Here is a 23,590-nt window from a genome sequence, read left to right as displayed (position 1 = left end):
CGCCCTGCCTGGGCGTCAGGTGCTCGGCGGCGCCGATTGTTCGTCGGGCGCGGATGTGTCCCCCGACAGGCACCCTATCGCCGTCCGGTCACCGCGCGTGTCAGTAGGATCGCTGGGCGGTCGGCGTTCGCCGGACACGGGGCGGCGGGCGAACTCCTCCGGCCGCCAGGGGAATTGGTGTTCTGTGAGCCACATCATCGTCAAGCGGCCGCCGCGCGCGCTGCCCGCCGAGGTTTCGACGGAGGACGTCGTTCTCCAGCCTCCGCCGGAGCTGCCACGGGGACAGCAGGAGGGCGCGCTGATGCAGCTGCTGCCCATGCTGGGCATGGGCGGCTCGGTCGTGTTCTTCTTCATGCCGAACACCCAGCCGTTCATGAAGATCATGGGCGTGGTGATGATCGCCTCGACGCTGGCGATGTCGGTGGCGATGATCATTCGTTACCGCAAGGGTTCCCAGGGGCAGTTGGCGGATCTGCGCCGTGACTATCTGCGCCACCTCGGCCAGACGCGGCGCGCGGCGGCGCGCACCGCGCGCAGGCAGCGCGACGCGCAGTACTACCTGCACCCCTCCCCCGAGCAGCTGTGGGCGCTGGTCGCCGAGGGCAGCCGGGTGTGGGAGCGCCGCGCGGGCGACGACGACTTCGGGCAGGTGCGCGTCGGGCTCGGTCCGCAGACGCTCGCCACCGCGCTCGTGCCGCCGGCGACCGCGCCGGTCGATCAGCTGGAGCCGCTGACGGCGGGCGCCATGCAGCGGTTTCTGGCCACTCACCAGACGGTGGAGGACCTGCCGATGGCGGTCTCGCTGCGCGCCTTCTTCCACGTGACGATCGGCGGGGACGCGCAGGCCGTGCGTGCCTCGGCCCGGGCGCTGACCGCCTCGCTCGCCGCTCTGCACTCCCCCGAGGACCTGGTGATCGCGGTCGCCTCGTCCTCGTCGGGCGCCGCGCACTGGGAGTGGACGAAGTGGCTGCCGCACACCCAGGCGCCGCATCTCACCGACGGCGCCGGCAGCAGGCGCCTGATCAGCCGCAGCGCGGCCGAACTCGAGGAACTGCTCGCGCCGCGCCTCACCGGCCGCCCCCGTTTCCACCCCGAGGGCGCGCCGCTGCCCGAGGAGCCGCACATCGTCGTCGTGCTCGACGGGGTCTCGCCGCCCCCGATGTCGGCGCTGGCCTCTGCCGAAGGCCTCCAGGGCGTCACCGTCATCGAGGTCGTCCCCGGTGAACCGGCCGGCGCGCGCGGCGACCTCGCCATCGTCGTGCACCCCCGCACGCTGCGCCTGGAGTCGGGCCACGGCCTGGTCTACGAGGGCACGCCCGATCTGCTGTCGTACGAGTCCGCCGACGCGCTGGCCCGCCAGCTGGCCCCGCTGCGCATGGCCACCGGGGGCGACGACGACGAACCGCTTCTGGCCAACTTGGAGTTCACCGAGCTGCTGGGCCTGGGCGACGCGGCGTCGGTGGACACCGCCCGCACCTGGCGGCCGCGTTCGGCATCCGAGCGGCTGCGGGTCCCCATCGGCGTGGGCGAGGACGGGCGTCCCGTCATGCTCGACCTGAAGGAGGCCGCGCAGGACGGCATGGGCCCGCACGGCCTGTGCGTGGGCGCGACCGGTTCCGGCAAGTCGGAGCTGCTGCGCACGCTGGTGCTCGGTCTGGCGGTGACCCACTCGTCGGAGACGTTGAACTTCGTCCTGGCCGACTTCAAGGGCGGCGCGACCTTCGCCGGCATGGCGCAGATGCCGCACGTCGCGGCCGTCATCACCAACCTCGCCGACGATCTCACCCTCGTCGACCGCATGGGCGACTCCATCCGCGGCGAGCTCAACCGCCGCCAGGAGATGCTGCGCGACGCCGGCAACTACGCCAACATCCATGACTACGAGCGGGCCCGGCTCGCGGGCGCGGCCCTCCAGCCCGTGCCCTCGCTCGTCCTTGTCATCGACGAGTTCAGCGAACTGCTCACCGCCAAACCGGACTTCATCGAGATGTTCGTGCAGATCGGCCGCATCGGCCGCTCACTCGGGGTGCATCTGCTGCTGGCCTCGCAGCGCCTCGAGGAGGGCCGGCTGCGGGGTCTTGAGACGTATCTGTCCTACCGGATCGGTCTGCGGACGTTCTCGGCCGCCGAGTCACGCGCGGCGCTCGGCGTCCCGGACGCCTACCACCTGCCCAGCGTGCCGGGTTCGGGCTATCTGAAGTTCGGCACCGATGAGATGACCCGTTTCAAGGCGGCGTACGTCTCGGGCGCATACCGCACGGGCGCCGAGCGGTCCGCGGCCCTCGGCGGCCCGGTGCCGGTGGAGCGGCGCCCGGTGCTCTTCACCGCGGCCCCGGTGCCGGTGACGTACGCGAGTCCCGAGGTGCCCGCGCCGCGCGGCGGGAGCGGGCCGAGGACCGACGACGCGCTCGCCGACACCGTGCTCGACGTCGTCGTGCGCCGCCTCGAAGCGCGCGGCCCGGCCGCCCACCAGGTGTGGCTGCCGCCGCTGGAGAGCCCGCCGGCGCTCGACTCGCTGCTGCCCGGCCTCACCCCGGTGCCCGGGCGCGGACTCACCCAGCCCGGCTACGAGGGCGCGGGGCGTCTGGTGGTGCCGCTGGGCCTGGTGGACAAGCCCTTTGAGCAGCGCCGCGACCCGCTGTGGTGCGACTTCTCGGGCGCGGGCGGCCATCTTCAGATCGTGGGCGGCCCCCAGTCGGGCAAGTCCACGCTGGTGCGGACCCTCATCGCGTCGTTCGCGCTCACCCACACCGCGTCGGAGGTGCAGTTCTACGGCCTCGACTTCGGCGGCGGCGGCATGGCGGCGGTCGCGGATCTGCCGCACGTCGGCGGGGTCGCCTCGCGTCTTGACCCCGAGCGGGTGCGGCGCACGGTGGCAGAGGTGTACGGCGTGCTGACCCGCCGCGAGGAGTACTTCCGCTCGGCGGGCATCGCCTCGATCGCCGACTTCCGGGCGCGCCGGGCGCGCGGCACCATCACCGTCGCCGACCAGCCCTGGGGCGATGTGTTCCTCGTCGTCGACGGCTGGGGCAACTTCCGTACCGAGTACGAGGGTCTTGAGCAGGTCGTCCTGGACATCGCCGCCCGGGGGCTCGGCTACGGGGTCCACCTGGTGGTGACCGCGTCGCGCTCCATGGAGGTCAGGGCCAACCTCAAGGACCACCTGATGAACCGCCTCGAACTGCGGCTCGGCGACACCATGGACTCCGAGTTCGACCGCAAGGTCGCCGCGAACGTCCCCGTGGGCGTGCCCGGGCGCGGCCAGTCCCCGCACAAGACGCACTTCATGGCGGCCGTGCCGCGCATCGACGGCCTCCAGTCCGACACCGACCTCGCCGAGGCGACGGCCGCCCTGTCCACCGAGGTCAACCGGCACTGGTCGGCGCCCGGCGCGCCCGCCGTCCGCCTCCTGCCCCGCGAACTGCCCGCCGCCCAGCTCCCGCCCGGCCACGCCTTCCCCGAGCGGGGCATCGCCTTCGCGCTGGACGAGAACAACCTGGAGCCGGTGTTCGTCGACTTCGAGCAGGACCCGTTCTTCCTCATCTTCGGCGAGGGCGAATCCGGCAAGACGAACCTGCTGCGCCTCCTGATCGGCGGGCTCACCCAGCGCTACGAGGGCGACGCGTGCAAGCTGTTCGTGGTGGACAACCGTCGCACCCTGCTCGACGCGGTCCCGGCCTCACATCTGGCCGAATACATCCCCATGTCCAACGCCATGGACCACCACATGGACGCCCTGGCCGATCTGATGCGGCGCCGGGCGCCCAGCGCGGACGTGACCGCGCGCCAGCTGCGGGAGCGCAGTTGGTGGCGCGGCCCCACGGTGTATGTGGTGATCGACGACTACGACCTGGTGTCGACGTCGAGCGGCAACCCGTTGGGCAGACTCACCGAACTGCTGCCCTTCGCGCGCGACGTGGGCGTCCGCTTCATCATCGCCCGCTCGTCGGCGGGCGCGGCCCGTGCCGCGTACGAGCCGTTCGTCCAGCGCATGAAGGAGCTGGGCGCCCAGGGCGTGGTCCTGGCCGGCGACCCCGGTGAGGGCGACATCCTCGCGGGGGTGCGCCCCCGCCCGATGCCCGTGGGGCGCGGCACGTTCGTCTCCCGCAGGCGGGGCAAGCCGCTGGTGCAGACGGGACTGGTGCAGGGCGGCAGCTGACGGGGCGGGGGGCGAGGGCCGGGGGCGGCTGGGCGGTGAGGGCGGTGAGATCCGTTCTCGTGATTCTTTCCGCCTCCCCGTCCGGGCCGCGACCTGCCAAGTACGCTGATCAGACGGCCGGTTGGCAGGCCCGTCGCTACGTCTGGAAGGAATCGCTCCGTCATGGCTGAGGAACAGGACAAGGAACTGCGCGAGCGCAAGGAGCGCGAGAAGAACGAGCTGTACGCGCTCGACATCTCCGGGGTGGAGTGGCACAGCGCTCCCGGCACGTCGAAGGACGAGGAGCGGGTCGAGATCGCCTATCTGCCGGCGGGCGCCGTGGCCATGCGGTCCTCGGTGGACCCGGACACGGTGCTGCGGTACACGGAGGCGGAGTGGCAGGCGTTCGTCCTGGGCGCGCGGGACGGGGAGTTCGACCTGGAGCCGTCCGTACGCAACGGAGGCCTTGAGGCGCCGCAGTAGCGGGCGGCGCGGTGCGGGGCGCGGTGGCGTCCACGGCGGGCGCGGCGGCCGCCGGGACACACTACGGACGGGGTGGGCGCCTCCCGCGCGCGCCCACCCCGTCCGTAGTGCCTGTTTCTTGCCGGTCTTTCGCCGCCGGCCCTCCCCTACTGGAAGTGCGCGGCCGCCCTGCGGTCGCCGGCCTGGTAGGTCGGGCCGGCGTCGGAGACCGCCTGGGCGATCTGTGTCAGCGAGATGTGGACGCTGTCGGCCGTCTGGTTCCACTCCTGCTGCTTCTGCGCGTACGCCTGCTGGGCCTCGCCGTGCCAGTTGTGGGCGGCGGTGTCGACCAGCTTCTTGATGTCCGCGAGGTCCTGGTTGAGCTTGTCGGCCTGGCTCTTGATGGCGCGGGCGGCGTCGTCGAGGCTGGCGTACGTCACTCCGAGGACGTCGTCGTTGTTCTTGGGCATGGCTTCCCCGATCTTTCTGGTGAAAAGGCTGGTGGGCGGGTGCGCCCGTGGTGGAGCGGCGCGCCGTGTCCGGGGCCGGCGCGGCGGGCCGTCAGTAGGTGCTGAGGTTCGAGGTGATCGCGGCGGTGGCCGCCGCGTCGCCGCTGTAGCCGTCCACGACGTCGATGCCCATGAGGGCCTTGTGGACCTCCGCGTCGGTGTCGCCCTTGAGCGTGCGGGTCGCCTTCATCGCCTCGAGGAAGTCGAGCAGCATGTTGCCCAGGTGGACCATCTGGCGATTGATGGCCGTCTGCTTCCCGTCGAACGCGCCGGCTCCGATGCCCTCCCAGGCGCCTTCGAGCCCGTCGATCACCCCTTGCAGGCTGTTGAGCTGGCCCTTGACCGACTCGAATTTCTGGAGAACCTGCGTCTCCAGGTGGGCCATATCGCTGTCGGATACCCGCTGGTCCTTCGACATGGGGCGGTTTCCCTTCGTGGTGGTGGTGCGGAAGTGGCGTGGTGGTCAGTTGTGGCTGAGGATCGGGCCGCCCCGGGCGCCGCGGTACCGGGGCCGGCCGGTGTCGGCCCCCGCGCGGTCCGCCCGTACCGGAATGCGACCGTCACGCACGAGCGACATCGTTTGACGCACCGCAGTCACTGTAGCCATTGCCCCTCACTCGCCCACCAGCGCTTTCCCGGCCAGGAGTTGACCTCGGTCCGCTCAGCACTGTTGAAAGTACGGCGAGTTGACGCGAGGCACATGAGTACGTCTACTCAGATCGCCGCGCGCCGGCCGGCCGCCGGCTCCTGCGGCGCGCGTCCCTGAGCGCCACGGCCGCGCCGCTCAGGACCGCCACCAGGACCGCCGCGCCGACCGCCACATAGGTGGCCAGACGCTGGGTGCGCTGTTCGTCGCTCTCGCCGATGTGGAGGGCGGCGGGCGTGGGGGCGCGGGCGGGCGTGACGCCCTCGTGGGCGACCGGAGCCTCGATGGGGTGGTCGTCCTCGGTGAGGGCGCGGACCGGGTCGACCACACCCCAGCCGACCAGACGGTCGTGCCCGGCCACCGAGCGTTCGGCGGTCTGCTGGATCTGGGCGACGATCTCGCGCTGGGTCCAGCGGGGGTGCTTGGCCTTGATGAGGGCCGCCACGCCCGCGACGTACGGGGCGGAGAAGCTGGTGCCGTTGTCGGCGCAGTGGCCGCCGCCGGGCACGGTGGAGATCATGTCGACGCCGGGCGCGGCCACGCCCACGAAGGCGCCGGACTGCGAGAACGCCGCCCGTTCGTTGTTGCGGTCGGAGGCGGCGACCGCGAGGACGCCCGGGTAGGAGGCAGGGTAGGTCGGTTTGACATTGCCGCCGAGGCCGTCGTTGCCCGCCGACGCGACCACCACGATCTCCTTGGCGAGCGCCGCGTCCACGGCCTGCTTCAGGGCGGCCGCCGGTTCCACCGCGTTCGCGGTGTCCTGCGAGATGTTGATGACGCCCGCGCCCGCGCCGATCGCGTAGCGGATGGCCTGGGCCAGGGTCTGCGCGGTGCCGTGGCCTTCGGCGTCGTTCTGCTGGACGGGGATGATCGTGGCGTCGGGGGCGAGACCGACGAAGCCCGTGCCGGCGGCGGGGCGCGCCGCGATGATCCCGGCGACCTTGGTGCCGTGTCCGACGGTGTCCGTGGTGCCGTTCTCCGCGCCGCGCGGCAGTGGCTTGTTGTCGGCGTCCTTGAGGTCCTTGGGCAGGAGGTTCGTGCCCAAGGACACCTCGACCGCGCCCTTGAGCTGGGCGTTGGCGGTGTCGACGCCGGTGTCGATGACGGCGACCTTCACGCCCTTGCCGGTGGACTGGTGCCAGAGCTCGTCGAGCAGGACGCGCTGGAGCGCCCAGGGGCGGCCCGCGTACGGCTTGGCGGGAAAGGTGCACTGGTCGCCGCCGTCGGCCGGGGAGGCGGCGGTCGCGGTGGCGGCCGCGGGGCATGTCAGCACCGTCAGGGCCGCCGTTGCCGACAGGGCGAGGGACTTGAGCGGGTACGTCATCGTCGCGCGGCCCCTCAGGAGCCCTGGGGCTGGCGGGCCGCCCCGGTGGAGAGGCGGGGCCCGGTGGGCAGGAACGTGGACCAGCCGATCGGGATCGGCGCCGGCTCGGACCTGGCGTAGCCGAGCCGGGTCTGGGCCTGCTGGGCCTCCTGGTCGAGCTGTTTGCGCTGCTCGGCGCTCAGCCCCGCGCCCGCGTCGCCGTCGGCGCTGTCGCTGTTGGACTGCATCGCGTAGCGCAGGCCCGTGTCGGTCACCAGGAAGAGGCCGCCCGTCTGGGTCTGGGAGCCCTGGATCTGGCGGAAGAGCTGGCCGGAACCGGGCGTCACATAGGCGCTGCTGGAACCGGTGGGCAGGGGCGCGGGGAAGTCGGTGGCGGCCCAGGTGCTCAGGGTCGTGGCGCCGTTGTTCTTGTCGACGTCGCGCAGCACGTTGCAGACGGTGTTGCGGCTGCCGCCGCCGGTGCCCGCGTCGTTGACGGCCACCGGCATCCGGCGCGGCCAGTCGCGCTGGGCGGTGAACTCGGTGGTCTCCGGCGTGAACTGGGCGGCGTTGACGTCCAGGGCCTGGCCCGTCCTCATCAGCCCGCCGAGCGCCCTGCTGTTGAGCAGGAGCTTGGCGGTGAAGTCGGAGACCGGCGAGACCCGGCCCCGCCGCACCAGGTAGTACTGGCTGCCCGCGCCGTTCGGGGCGCGCAGGACCATGCCGATCCGGTTGGCGTCGGGGGCGAGCGTGCCGGGCACCTGGGCCGGGTCGCCGATCTTCCCCTCGACCTCGGGGAAGGTGATGGGGTCACCCGGACGAAGGGTCTCCAGCCACTCCTTGGACACCCGCTCGGGTTCGCGGCCCGCGCCGACCAGGGCGCGCAGCAGGAGTTCGTCGCTGCCCACCTCGTACTTGGTGCCCCGCGCGTCCACGACGTAGCGCTTCTTGTCCTCGGCCCCCACGACATACAGGAGCTCGCCGCCGGTCAGGCGGCTCGCGCCGTCCGTCCGGTCCCGGTCCTGGCCGGACAGGACGAACGCGGCCTTCTGGATCGCGCGTCCGCCGTCGCCCGGACGCTCGCACACCGCCCAGCGCTTGGGGGATCCGGCCTCCTTCGGGGTGGGCAGCCGGTCGGGGGCGTAGGGGATGCCGAGGGTGGCGCCGTGGGGCAGCGCGCCCTTGTCGAGGATGGACTCGTCGACCTTGACCACCTCGCCCTTCGCCGGGTCGAGCAGGAGTTTGGCGGAGGCCATGTTGAGGACGGGGTGCAACTCCTTCTTGCCGTCGGTGCTCAGCACGACGTACCGGGTGGTGGACTCGCTGGCGATGATCACCTTCTCGCCCGGGGTGTCCCAGCCGGGCGGCGCGGCGGGCCGGAACATGCCCCACGCGCCGAACGCGGCGAGCAGCACCACCGCCGCCACCGTGGTCGGCAGTACGGCGCGCAGGGGGCGCGGCGCCCCCTCGTCCGAACCCGTCGGCGAGGGCTGGATGAAGGCCGCGAGCGTACGCCGCTTCGCGAAGGTGTACGCGTTGAGTTCGTCCCGCCGTGATGCCATGAGTGTCCGCGTTCTCCGTTGTCCCCGTGCGGAGCGGGAGGAGCCGCCCGGCCTCCCGCCCCCGTTGTCAGACCGGCGCCCTACTATGCCTGTTACGTGATCGTACGCCCGGGGCGGGTAGGGTGGACGGGCCCTCAAGGGCCTTATCGGCCAGGGGCTTTCGGGGAGTTCGGGGGGTGCGGGATGGTTTCGCCGACAGGGACGCGGGAGCGCTCCGGTGCGCCCGGCAGCGGTGCGGGGGTCCGCTTGCCCACAGGTGCGCGGCCGGTCGCGGGGGCTTCAGGGGAGCCGGGGCCGCCGGCCCTCGTCACGGTCGCGCCCCGCCTCAAGTCCCGTTCCGGCCGCTTCGGTTCGTTTCGCCTGCAACAACTTGTCCTGATCGAGTCGGCGGCCGCCCTGCTGCTCGCCGCGTGGGTCGTGGGCCCGATGGCCCTGGTGGCCTCGGGGCCGGTGGCCGGGGTGCTCGTGCTGCTCGCGCTGGTGCGCCGTCGCGGGCGCTCACTGCCCGCATGGCTGGGCACCGCCCGATCGTTGCGCGCGCGCCGGCGGTACGCGGACGGCGCCGAAGTGCCGCCGGGCACCCTGCCGGGCTTCGCGCCCGCCGTGGAGTGCGACCCGGAGCTGCGCACATACAGCCACGGCGACCGGGACCAGCGGCCCATCGGCATGGTCGGCGACGGGAGTTTCCTCACCGTGGTCCTCCAGGTCGAATCGGACGCGACGGCGCTGCGGGCCGGCCGGGACCAACGCCCGCTCCCCCTGAGCCTGGTGCGTGACGCGCTGCGGGTGGACGACATCCGTCTGGAGTCGGCGCAGATCGTGCTGCACACCCAGCCGGCGCCGGCGCTGCGGCTGCCCCAGCAGTCGGTGGCGGTCACCAACTACGCGCCGCTGCACGCCGAGACCGCCTCGCCCGCCGTCCGCATCACCTGGATCGCCCTCAAGCTCGACCCGCTGCTGTGCCCCCAGGCGGTGGCCGCGCGCGGCGGTGGCATGGTGGGCGCCCAGAAGTGCGTGGCGCGGACCGCGCTGCACCTGGCGAGCCGGCTGACCGGCGCCGGCCTGCGCGCCACGGTGCTGACCGAGGAGGAACTGGCGGACGCGGTGGCCACGTCGGCCTGCGCCAATCCGCTGGTCACGGCGCAGGCGGGCCGGGCGGACGAGCCGCAGCGGCGTACCGAGGAGTCCACGCGGTCCTGGCGCTGCGACAACCGCAGGCACACCACGTACTGGGTGCGCCGCTGGCCGAGGATCCAGGCGGGCCCGGGAGCGGGCGGATTGCCGCAGCTGGTGGCCCTCCTGACGGCGGTCCCCGCGCTCGCGACCACGTTCAGCCTCACCATCGCGCCCGCCGGAGGCCAGGAGGCCGCCCTCAGCGGTCACGTCAGGGTCACCGGCCGGGGCGAGGCCGAACTGGCCGCCTCCCGCGAGGCGTTGGCGCGGGCCGCGCGCGAGGCGGGCGCCCAGCTCGTGCCGCTGGACCACGAGCAGCTGCCCGGCATGCTCGCCACTCTGCCGTTCGGAGGCGCCCGCTGATGGCCGCGACGACATCGGCGCGCTCCTCGCGCCCCGGCCCGCGCGCCGGCTTCGGTCTCATCGGGCCGCGCCACCGCAGGCACACCCTGCCCGTCGAGGAGCTGGACGCGCTGGCGCTGCCGATCGGGGACGACGGAGTGGTCGTCGGGGTGGACACCGAGGGTCGGCCCGCCGTGCTCGGGCTGAGCAGACCCACCGCGTACGACATCGTGCTCATCGGCGGTCTGTGGACGGCCCAGGTGCTCGCGCTGCGGGCGGCGGCGACGGGCGTACGGGTCGCGGTCGAGACCGGCCGCCCGCAGGCCTGGGAACGGCTGACCCACGCGATCGCCAGCCAGAGCGGCATGACCGTGCACGAAGTGGGCCGGGTGCCCCCGCTCGGGCCGTCGGCGGGTGAACCGGTGCTCGTGGTGCGGGACTGCGGCATGCGTCCGCCGCGCGGGCGCGTCGTGTCGGCGCCCTGGCAGGCGGTGCTCACGCTGCTTCCCTATGTCAGCCCGGTCGCTCCTCGGCTGATCCGCCAGGCGCGGCTCGTCGGCGTGCAGCGGGTCTCGCCGGACGAGGCCGAGCGGGTCGGCCGCATCATGAGCCTGCCGCCGACCGAGCGGGACACCCTCTCGACGCTGGCCGACGGCGTGACGCTCTGGTGCAACGACCATGACCGCTCCTTCACCATGACGCGGGCGACCGACACCGAGACCGGATTGTTGGGGAACGCCCGAAGGGTCGACTGAGAGGGGACGCGGGGCGGGAGTTGACCTGATCTGACCCTTTCGCCCCCACGTTCCGCCCCCGCCCGGTCACTTCGGTGGCGCCTGTGGGGCGCGGGTGGCCAGAGGGAAAGCGGCTGGAGGTGGCCGGGCCTGCCGTGGCTTATTGACGACGATTAGGGTGGGACGGACCGGGGGCAGGGACTCCACGGCGAGGGCGGGGCATCCGAACGTCTCCTCACGTTCAGGGGTGTCGCGGCGTTCGCGGTGGGCGGGGCGGGTGACCGCGCACGGCTCCGCGCCCATCGCGCGGAGGCGCCCACCCCCACCCGTACATGCCAATGAACCTCACGGCCCACACCCGGTCACAGGCGAACGAAAGGAAACCGGTGAACAGCGACCAGGACCAGTTCCGCACCGGCGGGAACGCGCGCGACGAGAATCGGTCCGACGCCGATCCCGAGACCACGGGTGAGTTCACGATCGACTACACCCCGCCCGCCTGGTACACCCAGGGTGCGCAGGACACCGCGCCCCCGGCCCCCGCGCGGCCGGCGGACGGCGCAGGGGCCCCGCCGCTCCCGCCCCCGCCGCCCGGCGGTGCGCCCCTCGACGTGCCGGGGCTGCCCGAGACCGGCGGTTTCCAGCCGACCTGGAGCCCGTCGCCGCCGCCCGCCCCGGCGTCCGCGCCCGCCTTCCCTCCGCCGGTGCTTCCCACCGCCGCGCCCCGGGCGGGCCGTCCCACGGACGAGGGCCAGGCCTTCGGCGGCGGCGACATCGAGAGCGGCGCCACGATGCGCTTCTCGCCCACCGCGCTGAAGCGGGAGTTCGCGCAGCTGGAGGCACAGGCCGCGGCGGCACGCGGCGAGGCCCCCGCCTCGACCCCTGACGCCCCGTCAGTTCCGGCGCCCCGCGTGGACGCGCCGACGGGACCGGGCGAGGTGGCTCCGGACGCGGGGGCTTCGGACGAGGTGGCCCGCGGTGCGGCCACGCCCGCCACGCCTGCCGCGACGGATCCGGCGGACGTGACAGACGCGACAGACCGTGCAGACTTCGCCGGCTCTGCGGCTGCCGATGACGTAACGGGCCCGGCCGGTGCGAACGGAGTCGATGGCGCCCCCACCCGGCCCTTCGACGGTACGTCCGTGCGGTCAACCGACGCGGACGAGGCAACCGAGCCGCCCATCGACCGGCCGGAAACCGGCCCCGACGAGGCCGACACCTCCACAGGCGGCTCGGCGGCGCCCGCCGACTCCACGCCGGACGCCGACACCGACGACGGCCCGGCTCCGGATGCCGGGGTCACCGATGCCGCACCGCAGGACGCCCCGGGCCCGACGGCGTTCGCGGACACGCCGTCCGTGCCGGAGGAAGCCGCGCACGCCCCGGCCGCGACGCCGGTCACGGATGCCGCCCCCTCCGACGCGGCACCCGCCGCCGAGGATCGTCCGATCACGGACGCGGTACCGGAGGACGCCGTGCCGCAGGACGCCGTCCCGTCGGACGCCGCAACCACGGACGCCGCGCCCTCGGACGCCGTCCCGCCGTCGAACGCCCCGGTTTCGGAGCCCCAGGACGCACCCCCCGCCCCGACCGACCAGCCGTGGGCCCCGGGCGCGCGGGGACCGCAGCCCGGACTGCCCCCGCTGCCGCCCGCGTTCCAGGCCGCCGCGCCCGCCCCCGCGCCCCACTGGCCGGGGCAGGGTCAGCCGCAGCCCATGCCCGGCCCCTTCCCGGCCCACGCGGCCGGCCAGGCTCCGGCGTGGCCGCAGCAGCCGAACGGGTACGGATCACCCCAGCAGGGCGCGAACCCGCCGAGCGATCCCAACTCCCCGGCCCCGCAGGGCGGTTACGGCTTCCCGAACCCGGCCACGCCCGTGCCGAACACCCCGACCCCCCAAGCACCCCAAGGCGGCTACGGCTTCCCCCAGCAGGCCACCGCCCCGCCCGGCGCCCCCAACCCCCAGGCCGCACCCGGCGGCTACGGCTTCCCTCAGCAAGGCGCCACCCCGCCGAGCGGCCCCAACTCTCCCGCCCCGCAGGGCGGTTACGGCTTCCCGAACCCGGCCACTCCCCCGCCCAACACCCCGACCCCCCAAGCACCCCAAGGCGGCTACGGCTTCCCCCAGCAGGCCACCGCCCCGCCCGGCGCCCCCGACCCCCAGGCCGCACCCGGCGGCTACGGCTTCCCCCAGCAAGGCGCCACCCCGCCGAACACCCCCGGCCCCAACGCCCAAGTGGTACAAGGCGGTTACGGCTTCCCGCACCCCGGTGTCCAGTCAGGCACCCCCGCGCAGCCCGTGGCCGGGCCGGCGCAGGGCCAGACCGCCCCGAGTGAGGTGCCCCAGCAGGGCCAGGCCGGGCAGAGCGGAGCCATGCCGCAGCAGGGGCAGAGCGGCGCGCTGCCGCCGCAGGTGCAGGCCGCGCCGCCCGTCGACCCCCGGGCCGGGACCGCGTGGCCCTCGCCCATGACGCACGACCAGCGTGAGCGGTCGATGCCCGGCGCACCGCTCGGGTACACCGCCGCCGTCGAGCTGTCCTCCGACCGGCTGCTGCGCAACAACAAGCCCAAGCCCAAGAGCAGCCGGGGCCCGGCCGCCGGCGCCGCGCGCTTCAAGTTCGGCGCGAAGAAGGAGGAGGCCGAGCGGCAGCAGAAGCTCAATCTGATCCGTACGCCGGTCCTGTCCTGCTACCGGATCGCGGTCATCTCCCTCAAGGGCGGCGTCGGCAAGACGACCACGACAACCGCGCTCGGCGCGACGCTGGCCACCGAGCGGCAGGACAAGATCCTTGCGATCGACGCCAACCCGGACGCGGGCACGCTCGGCCGCCGGGTGCGCCGCGAGACCGGGGCCACCATTCGCGACCTGGTCCAGGCGATCCCGTACCTGAACTCGTACATGGACATCCGCCGCTTCACCTCGCAGGCGCCCTCCGGTCTCGAGATCATCGCGAACGATGTCGATCCCGCCGTGTCCACGACGTTCAATGACGAGGACTACCGGCGCGCGATAGATGTCCTGGGCAAGCAGTACCCGATCATCCTCACCGACTCGGGTACGGGCCTGCTCTACTCCGCGATGCGGGGCGTGCTCGACCTCGCGGACCAGCTGATCATCATCTCGACCCCGTCCGTGGACGGCGCCTCCAGCGCGTCGACCACCCTCGACTGGCTCTCCGCGCACGGGTACGCCGACCTCGTGCAACGTTCCCTCACCGTCATCTCCGGGGTCCGCGAGACCGGCAAGATGATCAAGGTGGACGACATCGTGCAGCACTTCCAGACGCGCTGCCGGGGTGTTGTCGTGGTGCCGTTCGACGAGCACCTGGCGGCGGGCGCCGAGGTGGACCTCGACATGATGCGGCCCAAGACCCGGGAGGCGTACTTCAACCTTTCGGCGCTGGTGGCCGAGGACTTCGTACGGGCGCAGCAGCAGCAAGGGCTGTGGACGGGCGACGGTCACAACCCGCCCCCGCGACTGGCCCCGCCGATGCCGGGTCAGCAGGGTGCGCCGGGCGCGCCCCACCCGGAGCAGACCCAGCCCTACCCGGCCCAGGGCCAGCCCTACCCGGCACAAGGCCAGCCCTACCCCGCACAGGGCCAGCCGGCGCCCGGCCAGCCGTTGCCCGGCCAGCCCTTCACCAGCCCGGAGCAGGGACAGCCGTTCCCGGGCCAGCCCTATCCGGCACAGGGCCAGCCCTACCCGGCACAAGGCCAGCCCTTCCCCGGCCAGGGTCAGCCGCAGCCGGGCCAGCCGTTCCCGAATCCGGGGCAGTTCCACCCCGGTCAGCCGCACCCCGGTCAGCCCGGCGGCCCCCAGCCGACGCCGGACGCCGCACATGCGCCCGCGCCCGGGCACCCCTACCCGGGTCAGCCGTACGCGCCGGGCCCGCCCGCGCCGGGCCAGCCCTTCCCCAACCCCGCGCAGCCGCAGGGGACCGTACCGCCGCCCGGGTGGCCCGGCCAGGACGGAGACGGCGGCCACGCTCCGCAGTCGCCCCCCGCGCCCCAGCCCCCCGCCGCGCCCCAGCAGTAGGGCGCCGCAGGACCGAGCCACCCAGCGACACCCAAGGGCTCCCAGCAACACCAGGGACACCCAGGGGCACCCAAGGCCCGCACCGCGCGATCGGTGCGGGCCTGCCGTGTTTTCGCAGCCCGAATGGCCCGCGAGGCATCGTTGACACGTCTAGACCACCCTGGTAAATCTTCGCCCACGCCCGCCGCCGCGACGCGCGGCCCGACCGACGATCCCGCCAGCTCGCAGCCCGCGATCAACCCTGCTTCTCCGTGCGAGTGATGACGCGAGGTCACCGTCCATGGCAAGAACAGTTCCATCGCACCGGACAAGGTGGCCGTCGAGGACCCGCCTTCCCGCCTCCGTCACGGCCGTCCTCGCGCTCATGGCGGTGGCCCCGCTCGCCGCCCGGGGCGCCCCGGCCGACGAGGCCGGGGGTGGGCAAAAGGTGCTGACCGTCGCCGTCTCGCAGAGCGTCGACTCCCTGAGCCCCTTCCTCGCCCAGCGGGTGATCAGCACCAGCGTGCACCGGCTGATGTATCCGTATCTGACGGAGTACGACCCGAGGGACGGCCATGCGATCCCGGGCCTCGCGGCCTCCTGGAAGGTCTCGCCGGACAAACTGACGTGGACGTACACCATCCGGGCCGGCTCCCGGTGGTCCGACGGGCAGCCGGTCACTGCCCGGGACGCGGCCTGGACGTTCGGGAAGATGATGACGGACCGGGGCGCGGCGACCGCCACCGGCAGCTTCGTGGCGAACTTCAAGAAGGTCACCGCGCCCGACCCGGCCACCCTCGTCGTCGAACTGGCGCGTCCCCAGGCGACGATGACCGCGCTCGACGTGCCGATCGTGCCCGAGCACGTGTGGAACAAGGTCGCCGACTTCACCACGTTCAACAACGACCGGAGCTTCCCCGTCGTCGGCGCCGGGCCGTTCGTCCTGACCGGCTACAAGGTCGACCAGTACATCAGGCTCAGGCCGAACAAGGGCTTCTGGCGGGGGGCTCCCCGCTTCGACGAGCTGGTCTTCAAGTACTACAAGGACAACGACGCGGCGGTCGCGGCCCTGCGCAAGGGCGAGGTATCCTTCGTCTCCGGCCTGACGCCCGCGCAGACCACCGCGCTCGCCTCCGCCCCGGGCATCAAGGTCAATGACGCGCCCGGCCGGCGCTTCCTCGCGCTGGCCACCAACCCGGGCGCGCGCTCCAGGGACGGCACACGGTTCGGCGACGGCGACCCGGCCCTGCTCGACGAAAGGGTGCGCCGGGCACTGTTCGCGGCCGTCGACCGCACGATGATCGTCGACAAGGTCTTCCAGGGCCACGCCGTCGAGGGCCAGGGCTACATCCCGCCCCGGTTCGGGGCGTACTTCTGGCGGCCCTCCGGCGGCCAGAGGATCGCGTACGACCCGGCGCGCGCGGCCGCGCTGCTGGACGCGGCGGGCTATCCGCGCGGGCCCGACGGCGCGCGGCACGGCAAGGACGGCAGAGCGCTCGGCCTGCGGCTGCTCTGCCACGCCGTCGACCCCAACGACAAGGCCATCAGCAAGTACCTCCAGGAGTGGTGGGGGGCGCTCGGTGTCGCCCTGACGGTGAACTGCGTCGACAACGTCAGCGACCCGTGGGCGGCCGGTGAGTACGATCTGGCGCTCGATGGCTACTCGGTCAGCCCCGACCCGGACTACGTCCTGTCCATCCACACCTGCGCCGCGCTGCCCGCGACGGCGGCGGTGAGCGGCCGGACCGACGACTTCGTCTGCGACCGGCGCTTCGACGAGCTCTACGCGCAGCAGTTGGCCGAGTACGACACCGCCAAGCGGGCGGACCTGGTCAGGCGGATGGAGTCGCGCCTGTACGACACCGGGTACATCAACGTCATGGCGTACCCCAACGCGGTGGAGGCGTACCGCACCGACCAGATCCGGTCGATCATGACGATGCCCGAGGCCGGGGGCAACATCTACGGGCAGGACGGCTACTGGAGCTGGTGGTCGGCGGTCCCCGGGCCCGGCGCGGTCGCGCGGCGCGGCGCCGGGCCCTCGGCGGGCGCCGTCCTGGCCGTCGTGGCGGGGGCCGTCGCCCTGGCGGGGCTCGGAGCGTGGGTGGTTCTGCGCCGCCGCGCCGGCGCCGACGACCGTGAGTAGCCGGTGACGGCGGCGAGTTCGGCCGAGACGCCCCCAGTGGCGGCCACGGCCCGTGGCGGGCCGGGCCGGGCTGCGGCGGGGCTCGCGCTCGGCCGTCTGCGGTATGCGGGCGGCAGGCTGACGGGAGCGGTGGTCTCGCTCCTCGCCGTCCTGGTCACCAGCTTCTTCCTGTTCCGGATCGTTCCCGGCGACCCGGTCCGCACCATGACCCACGGCCGCCAGGTCTCCGATGCCCAACTCGCGGCGCTCAGGGCCGAATTCGGGCTCGATCTGCCGCTGTGGCGGCAGTTCACGCGCTACTGCGGCCGGGCGCTCACGGGCGACCTGGGCACCTCCTACCAGTTCCACGCGCCGGTCGGTCCGCTCATCGCCGAGAAGCTGCCGGCCACGCTGCTGCTGACCGGAACGGCCGTGGTGCTCTACACGGCGCTCGGCGTCCTGCTCGGCACCCGGTCGGCCTGGCGGCACGGCGGGCTCGGCGACCGGTTCAACACCGGGCTCGCCCTGACGCTGTGGTCGGTGCCCTCGTTCTGGCTCGGGCTGCTGCTCATCATCACGTTCTCGGTGGGCGCGGGCCCCGTTCCGGGTCTGTTCCCGACCGGGGGCATGGCGTCGGGCGACACGAGCGGCTTCGGGTACGTCCTGGACACGGCGCACCATCTGGTGCTGCCGGTGGTCACGCTGGTCGCGGTGCAGTACGCCCAGACCCTGCTCGTCATGCGGTCCTCGCTGCTGGACGAGATGGGCGGCGACTATCTGACGACGGCCCGCGCGAAGGGGCTGCGCGATGTCGCGGTGCGCCGCAGGCACGCGGTGCCCAACGCGCTGCTGCCCACGGTCACCATGCTGTTCATCAACCTGGGCCATGTGGCGGCCGGCTCGGTCCTGGTGGAGACGGTGTTCTCCTGGCCGGGTCTTGGCGGGCTGTTCTACCAGGCGCTGAGCGTGCCCGATCTCCCGCTGGTGCAGGGCCTGTTCATGGTGTTCGCCGGCGCGATGATCGTGCTGAACCTGCTGGCCGATCTGGTGTATCCGCTGCTCGATCCCCGGGTGGGCCGATGACGACGACCCCTGATGCCGTCGGCTCGCTGGTGTGGGCGCGCCGCCGTGACTCCTTCGCCCGGTTCTGGCGCGCCTACCGGGTGCGCCGCGCCGGACTCTGCGGGCTGCTCGCTCTCGCGGCGATCGCGCTGATCGCGCTGACGGCGCCGCTCACCGTCGGCGGGGACATCCAGAGCGTGACCCGGGCGCCCGGCGGGGCCCTTGAGTCCCCCAGTGCGCGGTTCCCGCTCGGCACCGACCAGTTCGGGCGTCCGCTGCTCGGCCTGCTGGTCTGGGGCGCCCGGGTCTCGCTCGCGGTCGGGCTGCTCGCGGCGGCCCTGAGCGTGGCGATCGGCGCCCTGGCCGGGATCCTCGCGGGGCACTACGGGGGCTGGCTCGCCACGGTGCTGATGCGGATCACCGACTGGTTCCTCGTGATGCCGACGCTGGTGCTCGCCATCGTGCTGGCCACCGTCATGGCGCACAGTGTGTGGACGGTGGTCCTGGCGATCGGCGTGACGTCCTGGCCGACGACGGCTCGCCTGGTGCGGGCGCAGACCATCGCGGTGGAGTCACGCCCGTACGTCGAACGGGCCCGCGCGCTCGGCGGTGGCCACCGCCACGTCATGAGCCGTCATGTACTGCCGAACGTGCTGCCGCTGGTCCTGGCGCAGACCACGCTCGGCATCTCCAACGCCATCCTCACCGAGGCAACCCTCGCCTTCCTCGGCCTCGGGGATCCGACGGTGGTCTCCTGGGGCGGCATGCTCCAGGACGCCCGTGAGGCGGGCGCGGTCTCCTCGGGACACTGGTGGTACCTGGCGCCGCCCGGCATCGCGATCGCCCTGGTGGCGCTGTCCTTCACGCTGTGCGGCCGGGCCGTCGAAGCCGTCCTCAACCCGAAGCTGGGGGTCCGGTGAGTCTGCTGGAGATCAAGGATCTGCACGTCACCTACGCGGGCGGCGTCGCGGCCGTGCGCGGGGTAGACCTCACGATCCAGCCAGGCCGCAAGCTGGGCATCGCGGGCGAGTCCGGCTGCGGCAAGTCGACACTGGCGATGGCGTTGCTGCGGCTGCTCCCCTCCTCGGCGACGCTGTCGGGGTCGCTGCTGCTGGACGGCGAGGACGTCCTGACGATGCGGTGGGGCCGACTGCGGGCGGTGCGCTGGGCGGGCGCGTCCATCGTCTTCCAGGGCGCGATGCACGCGCTGAACGCGGTGCACCGCGTCGGCGACCAGATCGCCGAGCCGATCGTGCTGCACGGCCTCGCGAGCCCCGCCGGGGCCCGGGCCCGCGTCGGTGACCTGCTCGAACAGGTGGGCCTGCCCGCCGCGTGCGCCGGCGCCCACCCGCACGAACTGTCCGGCGGCCAGCGCCAGCGTGTGATGATCGCGATGGCGCTCGCCTGCTCGCCCGGCCTGATCGTGGCGGACGAACCGACCACGGCGCTCGATGTGATGATCCAGGCCCAGATCCTGCGCCTGATCGAGGCCCTGGTGGCCGACCAGGGCATCAGCCTGCTGATGATCAGCCACGATCTTTCGGTCCTGGCCGGCACGTGCGACCGGCTCGCGGTGATGTACGCGGGGCGCGTCGTCGAGGAGGGCCCGGCGCGCGCGGTGCACACGGCGGCCCACCACCCCTACGGCCGGGCCCTGTCCGCCGCCTTCCCCCGCGTCGGCGACCCCGCCACGCGCCGCGCGCCACGTGGTCTGCCGGGCGATCCGCCCGATCCGGGCGCGCTGCCGCCGGGCTGCGCCTTCCATCCGCGCTGCCCGGTCGCGGCCGGCGTCTGCGCCACGCACGACCAGCCGCTGCGCCCCGCGGGCCCCGGCCACCTGGCGGCCTGCGTACATGTGGAGCCGCCGGCGGGGAGTACGCGATGACCGCCCCGGCGTCCGCGCTGCTCAGCGCCAGCGGCCTGCACGTCACCTTCCCCGGCCGGCGCGGCGGCCCACCGGCCCGCGCGGTCGACGGCGTCGAACTCACCGTGGGCCGGGGCGAGATCGTGGCTCTGGTCGGCGAGTCGGGCTGCGGCAAGACGACGCTGGCGCGCGCGCTGCTCGGCCTGGTCGTCCCGAGCGCGGGCGGGGTGAGCTTCGACGGCGTTCCGCTGAGGAACCACCCCCGGGCGCTCAAGGCGTACCGCAGGCGGGCCCAGCTGGTGCTCCAGGATCCCAGCGGCTCGCTCAACCCCCGCCACACGGTGTACGAGGCGGTCGCCGAGGGACTGCGCGTCCACCAAGTGCCGGGCGACGAGCGGGGGTTGGTGGCGGGGGCGCTGTCCCGGGCGGGGCTGCGGCCGCCGGAACGGTTCTTCCCGCGCTTTCCGCACGAGCTGTCGGGGGGCCAGCGTCAGCGCGTGGTGATCGCGGGCGCGCTCGTCCTGTCCCCCGAACTGATCGTCGCCGACGAGCCGGTGGCCTCCCTCGACGCCTCGGTGCGCGGCGAGATCCTGGCCCTGCTGCTGCGCCTGCGGGACGAACTGGGCCTGTCCGCCCTGGTGGTGACCCACGATCTCGGGCTCGCCTGGAACATCGCGGACCGGGTGGCGGTGATGTACCTGGGCCGCGTCGTGGAGACGGGCCCGGTCGAGGACGTCCTGCTCCGCCCCCGGCACCCTTATACGCGGGCCTTGTTGTCGGTCCTGCCGGAGACACCGGGCGTCCCTGCGGTCCTCACGGGCGAGCCGCCGGACCCGGCCAGGATCCCGGCCGGCTGCCGCTTCCACGCGCGCTGCCCGGTCCTGGCATCCGGCGAGGCCGGCTGCGCGGGCGTGGCGGACCTCTGCCGCACCGAGGACCTGCCGGTCCTGGCGGGCGGCACGGCGGCCCGGGTGGCGTGCCACTGGGCGGCGGCGGTCAGGAACGACTGAGCGCCTTGCGGGCGCCGGCCTCGGCGGGCGTCTCGCGGACGAACTGGGTTGCGCAGGTCGCGCCGACCCACCACGCCACGCACGGCGGAACGAAGGGCGCGAAGAAGAGCAGGGGGCCGCCGCGCCTGCCGAAGTCCGGGTCCGCGCTGCCCCGACCCGCGCGCGCCAGCCGGTGCAGTTGCCATGCCTGCTCGGGCGTGGGCGGAGCGGCCAGCTTGGCTCGGATGGTCCGCCGTCCCCAGATCCATCCCCGCACCAGGAAACCCAGGCTCAGTGCGCCCATGGCCATGTCGGCACCCGCGTGCAACCCGGGCGGCAGCCCCGATTCGATGTGCTGCCAGACAGCCACCGAGAACAGCCCGAAGAGGGCGCTGAAGGCGAACTGGACCAGCACCGATCTGGTGCGTCGGAGCCAGTAGCCCGCGCCCCGCCGGTACCAGGAGGTACCCAGGAGGGGCAGTTTCGCGGGAGCCACGCTGTCAGAAGAGGCTCGTGAAGCCATGCCACGCCTTCTTTGCGGTGTCGCCGACGTCGTGGCCCAGCCGCTTGACATCGTCCCAGGTGTTGGCGCCGACATTCTTCGTTCCCTGCCAGATCCCTCCGACCACTCCGTGGTCGTGGATGTCCTCGCTCCAGTGCTCGTGAAAGGTTTCGTCGATCAGGTCGGTGGTACCGATAATGACCAGACCTCCCACCCCCGCGACCGCGATGACCGGAACGCTGATCTCCGAGGACGCCACCAGGGCAACCGCGCCCGCACCCGCCGCGAGCCCCCCGAGGGCGGCCCCTCCGTCGACCACCACGGAGTGCGTCCACGACCACCCCTTGTCGTGGTCGTCCTTGGCTTCCACGAGCCCGCACACCCCCGCGGCGGCGACGTCCACCACGGGAAGCTCCCGCAGGAACTCCGGAACGCTCTCCAGAGCCCTGCCCGCCCGCAGCGTCTCCGCCACGTCCGCGACCTTGGTGTTGAGGACGTGGTCGTAGGGCAGCTTCGAACTGCCCTGCTCACCACGGGCGATGTCCGTCTCCAGACTGTCGAGCTTGCTCAGCGCGTCCTTGTAGGCGACGCGGGCCGCGGCGTCGTCGGGCAGGGCCTTGCCCGCCTTCTGCCACGTCTTGCGTTCGGCGCGCAGGTCCTTCTTCGCGTCGTCGGCTTCCTTCTTGGCGTCGTCCAGGAGCGTGGCGGCACGGCTCCCCTTGACCCGTGTCCGCTCGGAGTCGTAGGCGTACAGGCCGCGGACATAGTCCGCGATGGTGACCTTGTCCCCGGGCGAGACCGCCGCGGTGTCTTCCGCGTACAGCTTCTGCAGGGCCTCCGCCGCGTCCAGGCGGGCCTGTTGGGCGGTGTGCAGGATTTCGTTCCGTACGGTGCCGTAGTCGGTGAGGGCCTTGATGGCCTTCTGCTCGTCGGCGCTCGGCCGGGTGCTGGTCATCATCTGGCCGGGTACGCCCATGGGCAGGATCGGCGCTCCGGCCCGCACCGCGACGTCCTCCGCGTTCTGGAGCGCGGCCTCCGCCGTGCCGAGGCGGTCCGCGAGGTCGGTGAGGATCTCGCCGGTCGCCTGGACCAGTTCGGCGAAGCCGCCCGCCGTCATGGCGTCCTCGGTCCACTTGGCGCGGAACGACTCCGCCGCCTCGCCCCGCCACCCCGTGTCCTTGGCGAGCGCTTCGACGCTGCCACTCAGTGGCTTCACGATGGATTCCAGGTCGGTCTTGGCCTTCTTGTAGGCCTCCCCCATGGTGCGCAGCGCGCCGATGTCACCGCCGACCCAGCTGTCCGTCATGCGCGGTCCTTCATGTGCGGTCCTTCATGAGGTCGTCGAACAGGCCGTGTACGTCGATGTCGTGGCGCCGCATCGAGTCGTGCGCGTACCGCAGTTTGTCGCCGCGGTCGTCGAGCCGGTCCGACAGCTTGTCGTGCAGACCCGCGATGAGGTCGGCCACCGCCTTGATCGCGGCGTCGCACCCGGCGTCTCCGGAGCCCGCGACTGTCGGCGTCACGTTCTGGTGCAGCGTGCGATAGTCCTGGGCCGCCTTGTGGAAGGCGCCCGTCATCGCGTCCAGGTCCGCGAGGACCAGCTTCAGGTCGGCACTCATGCCGGGGCCTCCTCGCCGCCGTAGGCACGTACCAGGTCCTCGGCCCGCCACCTGCGACCGCCCGGGGCGACCACCGGATCGAGCCATACTCTGGGCAGGCCGGCCTGCCGCATCGCCTCGGCGAACGGGCCCAGTGAGACGGCGATCCAGGGCTGGGCCGGGCCGAGCGCGTCAACGAGGCCGCGCAGCGTGGTGAACGCGACCGGGACGGGCGGTCCCGAGGGGCGCGCCAGGAGTTCATAGTCCACGCACGGCGCCGCTCCGCCGCCGGGGTAGCGCGGGTGCGCCGGTATGAACACCGGCGTGTGGTAAGGCGGTACGCCCGGTTGCGGGCCCTGCTCCGGCGCGTCACCGATCAGGCCGAGGAGGCGGGACACGGGCTGCTCGCCCACGCTTTTCCCCCTTGTGGGATGGGTTGACTCACGCTTCAAGCTACGCGGAGCGCGGCAGCCCTGGTACGACAAAAACCGCCCATACCCTGCACCCATGCGCAATGGATGCCAGGACTTGGACGGTTTCAGGTCACTGGTTGACCAGGGTTTGACCG

The 23,590-nt window shown here is 73.1% G+C and carries 18 protein-coding genes; 10 read left to right on the top strand and 8 right to left on the bottom strand.

Annotation, left to right across the window (positions count from 1 at the left end):
- The first annotated feature begins 184 nt into the window (after positions 1 to 184).
- Together eccCa and ABR738_RS29645 are read left to right on the top strand one after the other, a co-directional pair.
- Complete coding sequence (gene eccCa / locus ABR738_RS29650) at positions 185 to 4,159, top strand: type VII secretion protein EccCa (RefSeq protein ID WP_350233004.1); 3,975 nt, start codon at positions 185 to 187, stop codon at positions 4,157 to 4,159.
- A gap of 162 nt (positions 4,160 to 4,321) precedes the next feature.
- Positions 4,322 to 4,621, top strand: coding sequence for a DUF397 domain-containing protein (locus ABR738_RS29645; RefSeq protein ID WP_350233003.1), 300 nt, complete (start codon positions 4,322 to 4,324; stop codon positions 4,619 to 4,621).
- Positions 4,622 to 4,767: 146 nt separating this feature from the next.
- On the opposite strand, the gene ABR738_RS29640 is transcribed toward ABR738_RS29645, so the two are convergent.
- The 4 genes from ABR738_RS29640 to eccB all read right to left on the bottom strand — a co-directional run bounded on the left by ABR738_RS29640 (position 4,768) and on the right by eccB (position 8,620).
- Positions 4,768 to 5,070, bottom strand: coding sequence for a WXG100 family type VII secretion target (locus tag ABR738_RS29640; protein WP_350233002.1), 303 nt, complete (start codon positions 5,068 to 5,070; stop codon positions 4,768 to 4,770).
- A 91-nt stretch (positions 5,071 to 5,161) separates the two neighbouring features.
- Complete coding sequence (locus ABR738_RS29635) at positions 5,162 to 5,527, bottom strand: WXG100 family type VII secretion target (protein ID WP_350233001.1); 366 nt, start codon at positions 5,525 to 5,527, stop codon at positions 5,162 to 5,164.
- A gap of 292 nt (positions 5,528 to 5,819) precedes the next feature.
- A complete protein-coding gene (mycP, locus tag ABR738_RS29630; RefSeq protein WP_350233000.1) occupies positions 5,820 to 7,079 on the bottom strand; it encodes a type VII secretion-associated serine protease mycosin in 1,260 nt (419 codons plus the stop codon).
- 14 nt (positions 7,080 to 7,093) lie between these two features.
- Positions 7,094 to 8,620, bottom strand: a complete 1,527-nt coding sequence (gene eccB / locus ABR738_RS29625; RefSeq protein ID WP_350232999.1) for a type VII secretion protein EccB — start codon at positions 8,618 to 8,620, stop codon at positions 7,094 to 7,096.
- 183 nt (positions 8,621 to 8,803) lie between these two features.
- On the opposite strand from eccB, the gene eccE reads away from it, so the two are divergent.
- From eccE to ABR738_RS29585, 8 genes are all read left to right on the top strand, one after another.
- Positions 8,804 to 10,156, top strand: a complete 1,353-nt coding sequence (eccE, locus tag ABR738_RS29620; RefSeq protein ID WP_502964169.1) for a type VII secretion protein EccE — start codon at positions 8,804 to 8,806, stop codon at positions 10,154 to 10,156.
- Positions 10,156 to 10,890 carry a hypothetical protein gene (locus ABR738_RS29615; RefSeq protein ID WP_350232997.1) on the top strand — a complete coding sequence of 245 codons (735 nt, stop codon included), beginning with the start codon at positions 10,156 to 10,158 and terminating at the stop codon, positions 10,888 to 10,890. The genes eccE and ABR738_RS29615 overlap by 1 nt, the downstream gene beginning before the upstream one ends.
- Before the next feature lie 365 nt (positions 10,891 to 11,255).
- On the top strand, positions 11,256 to 14,903 hold the full coding sequence (locus ABR738_RS29610) for an SCO5717 family growth-regulating ATPase (protein WP_350232996.1): 3,648 nt from the start codon (positions 11,256 to 11,258) through the stop codon (positions 14,901 to 14,903).
- A 280-nt stretch (positions 14,904 to 15,183) separates the two neighbouring features.
- Entirely contained in the window at positions 15,184 to 17,028 is a 1,845-nt protein-coding gene (locus tag ABR738_RS29605) for an ABC transporter substrate-binding protein (protein WP_350232995.1), read from the top strand.
- Positions 17,029 to 17,064: 36 nt separating this feature from the next.
- Entirely contained in the window at positions 17,065 to 18,090 is a 1,026-nt protein-coding gene (locus tag ABR738_RS29600) for an ABC transporter permease (RefSeq protein WP_502964252.1), read from the top strand.
- On the top strand, positions 18,087 to 18,989 hold the full coding sequence (locus tag ABR738_RS29595) for an ABC transporter permease (RefSeq protein ID WP_350232994.1): 903 nt from the start codon (positions 18,087 to 18,089) through the stop codon (positions 18,987 to 18,989). The genes ABR738_RS29600 and ABR738_RS29595 overlap by 4 nt, the downstream gene beginning before the upstream one ends.
- Positions 18,986 to 19,954 carry an ABC transporter ATP-binding protein gene (locus ABR738_RS29590; RefSeq protein WP_350232993.1) on the top strand — a complete coding sequence of 323 codons (969 nt, stop codon included), beginning with the start codon at positions 18,986 to 18,988 and terminating at the stop codon, positions 19,952 to 19,954. The genes ABR738_RS29595 and ABR738_RS29590 overlap by 4 nt, the downstream gene beginning before the upstream one ends.
- Positions 19,951 to 20,943, top strand: a complete 993-nt coding sequence (locus tag ABR738_RS29585; protein ID WP_350232992.1) for an ABC transporter ATP-binding protein — start codon at positions 19,951 to 19,953, stop codon at positions 20,941 to 20,943. The genes ABR738_RS29590 and ABR738_RS29585 overlap by 4 nt, the downstream gene beginning before the upstream one ends.
- On the opposite strand, the gene ABR738_RS29580 is transcribed toward ABR738_RS29585, so the two are convergent.
- From ABR738_RS29580 to ABR738_RS29565, 4 genes are read right to left on the bottom strand one after another with little or no spacing between them, the layout of a single operon-like run.
- Positions 20,930 to 21,445 carry a hypothetical protein gene (locus tag ABR738_RS29580; protein WP_350232991.1) on the bottom strand — a complete coding sequence of 172 codons (516 nt, stop codon included), beginning with the start codon at positions 21,443 to 21,445 and terminating at the stop codon, positions 20,930 to 20,932. The two genes, ABR738_RS29585 and ABR738_RS29580, sit on opposite strands and share 14 nt — an antisense overlap.
- The gene (locus ABR738_RS29575; RefSeq protein ID WP_350232990.1) at positions 21,423 to 22,730 is read right to left on the bottom strand and encodes a WXG100 family type VII secretion target; all 1,308 of its coding nucleotides are present in this window, start codon (positions 22,728 to 22,730) and stop codon (positions 21,423 to 21,425) included. Before ABR738_RS29575 ends, ABR738_RS29580 begins: the two co-directional genes overlap by 23 nt.
- Before the next feature lie 10 nt (positions 22,731 to 22,740).
- Complete coding sequence (locus tag ABR738_RS29570; protein ID WP_350232989.1) at positions 22,741 to 23,043, bottom strand: DUF6317 family protein; 303 nt, start codon at positions 23,041 to 23,043, stop codon at positions 22,741 to 22,743.
- Positions 23,040 to 23,435 (bottom strand): SAV_915 family protein, encoded by a 396-nt coding sequence (locus tag ABR738_RS29565; RefSeq protein WP_350232988.1) that lies wholly within the window; start codon positions 23,433 to 23,435, stop codon positions 23,040 to 23,042. Before ABR738_RS29565 ends, ABR738_RS29570 begins: the two co-directional genes overlap by 4 nt.
- Between the last annotated feature and the right edge of the window lie 155 nt (positions 23,436 to 23,590).

This window comes from Streptomyces sp. Edi4 (assembly GCF_040253615.1).
Taxonomy (GTDB): Bacteria; Actinomycetota; Actinomycetes; order Streptomycetales; family Streptomycetaceae; genus Streptomyces.
Note: the sequence above shows the minus strand (reverse complement) of the source record. Positions and strands in the feature narration are given on the sequence as shown.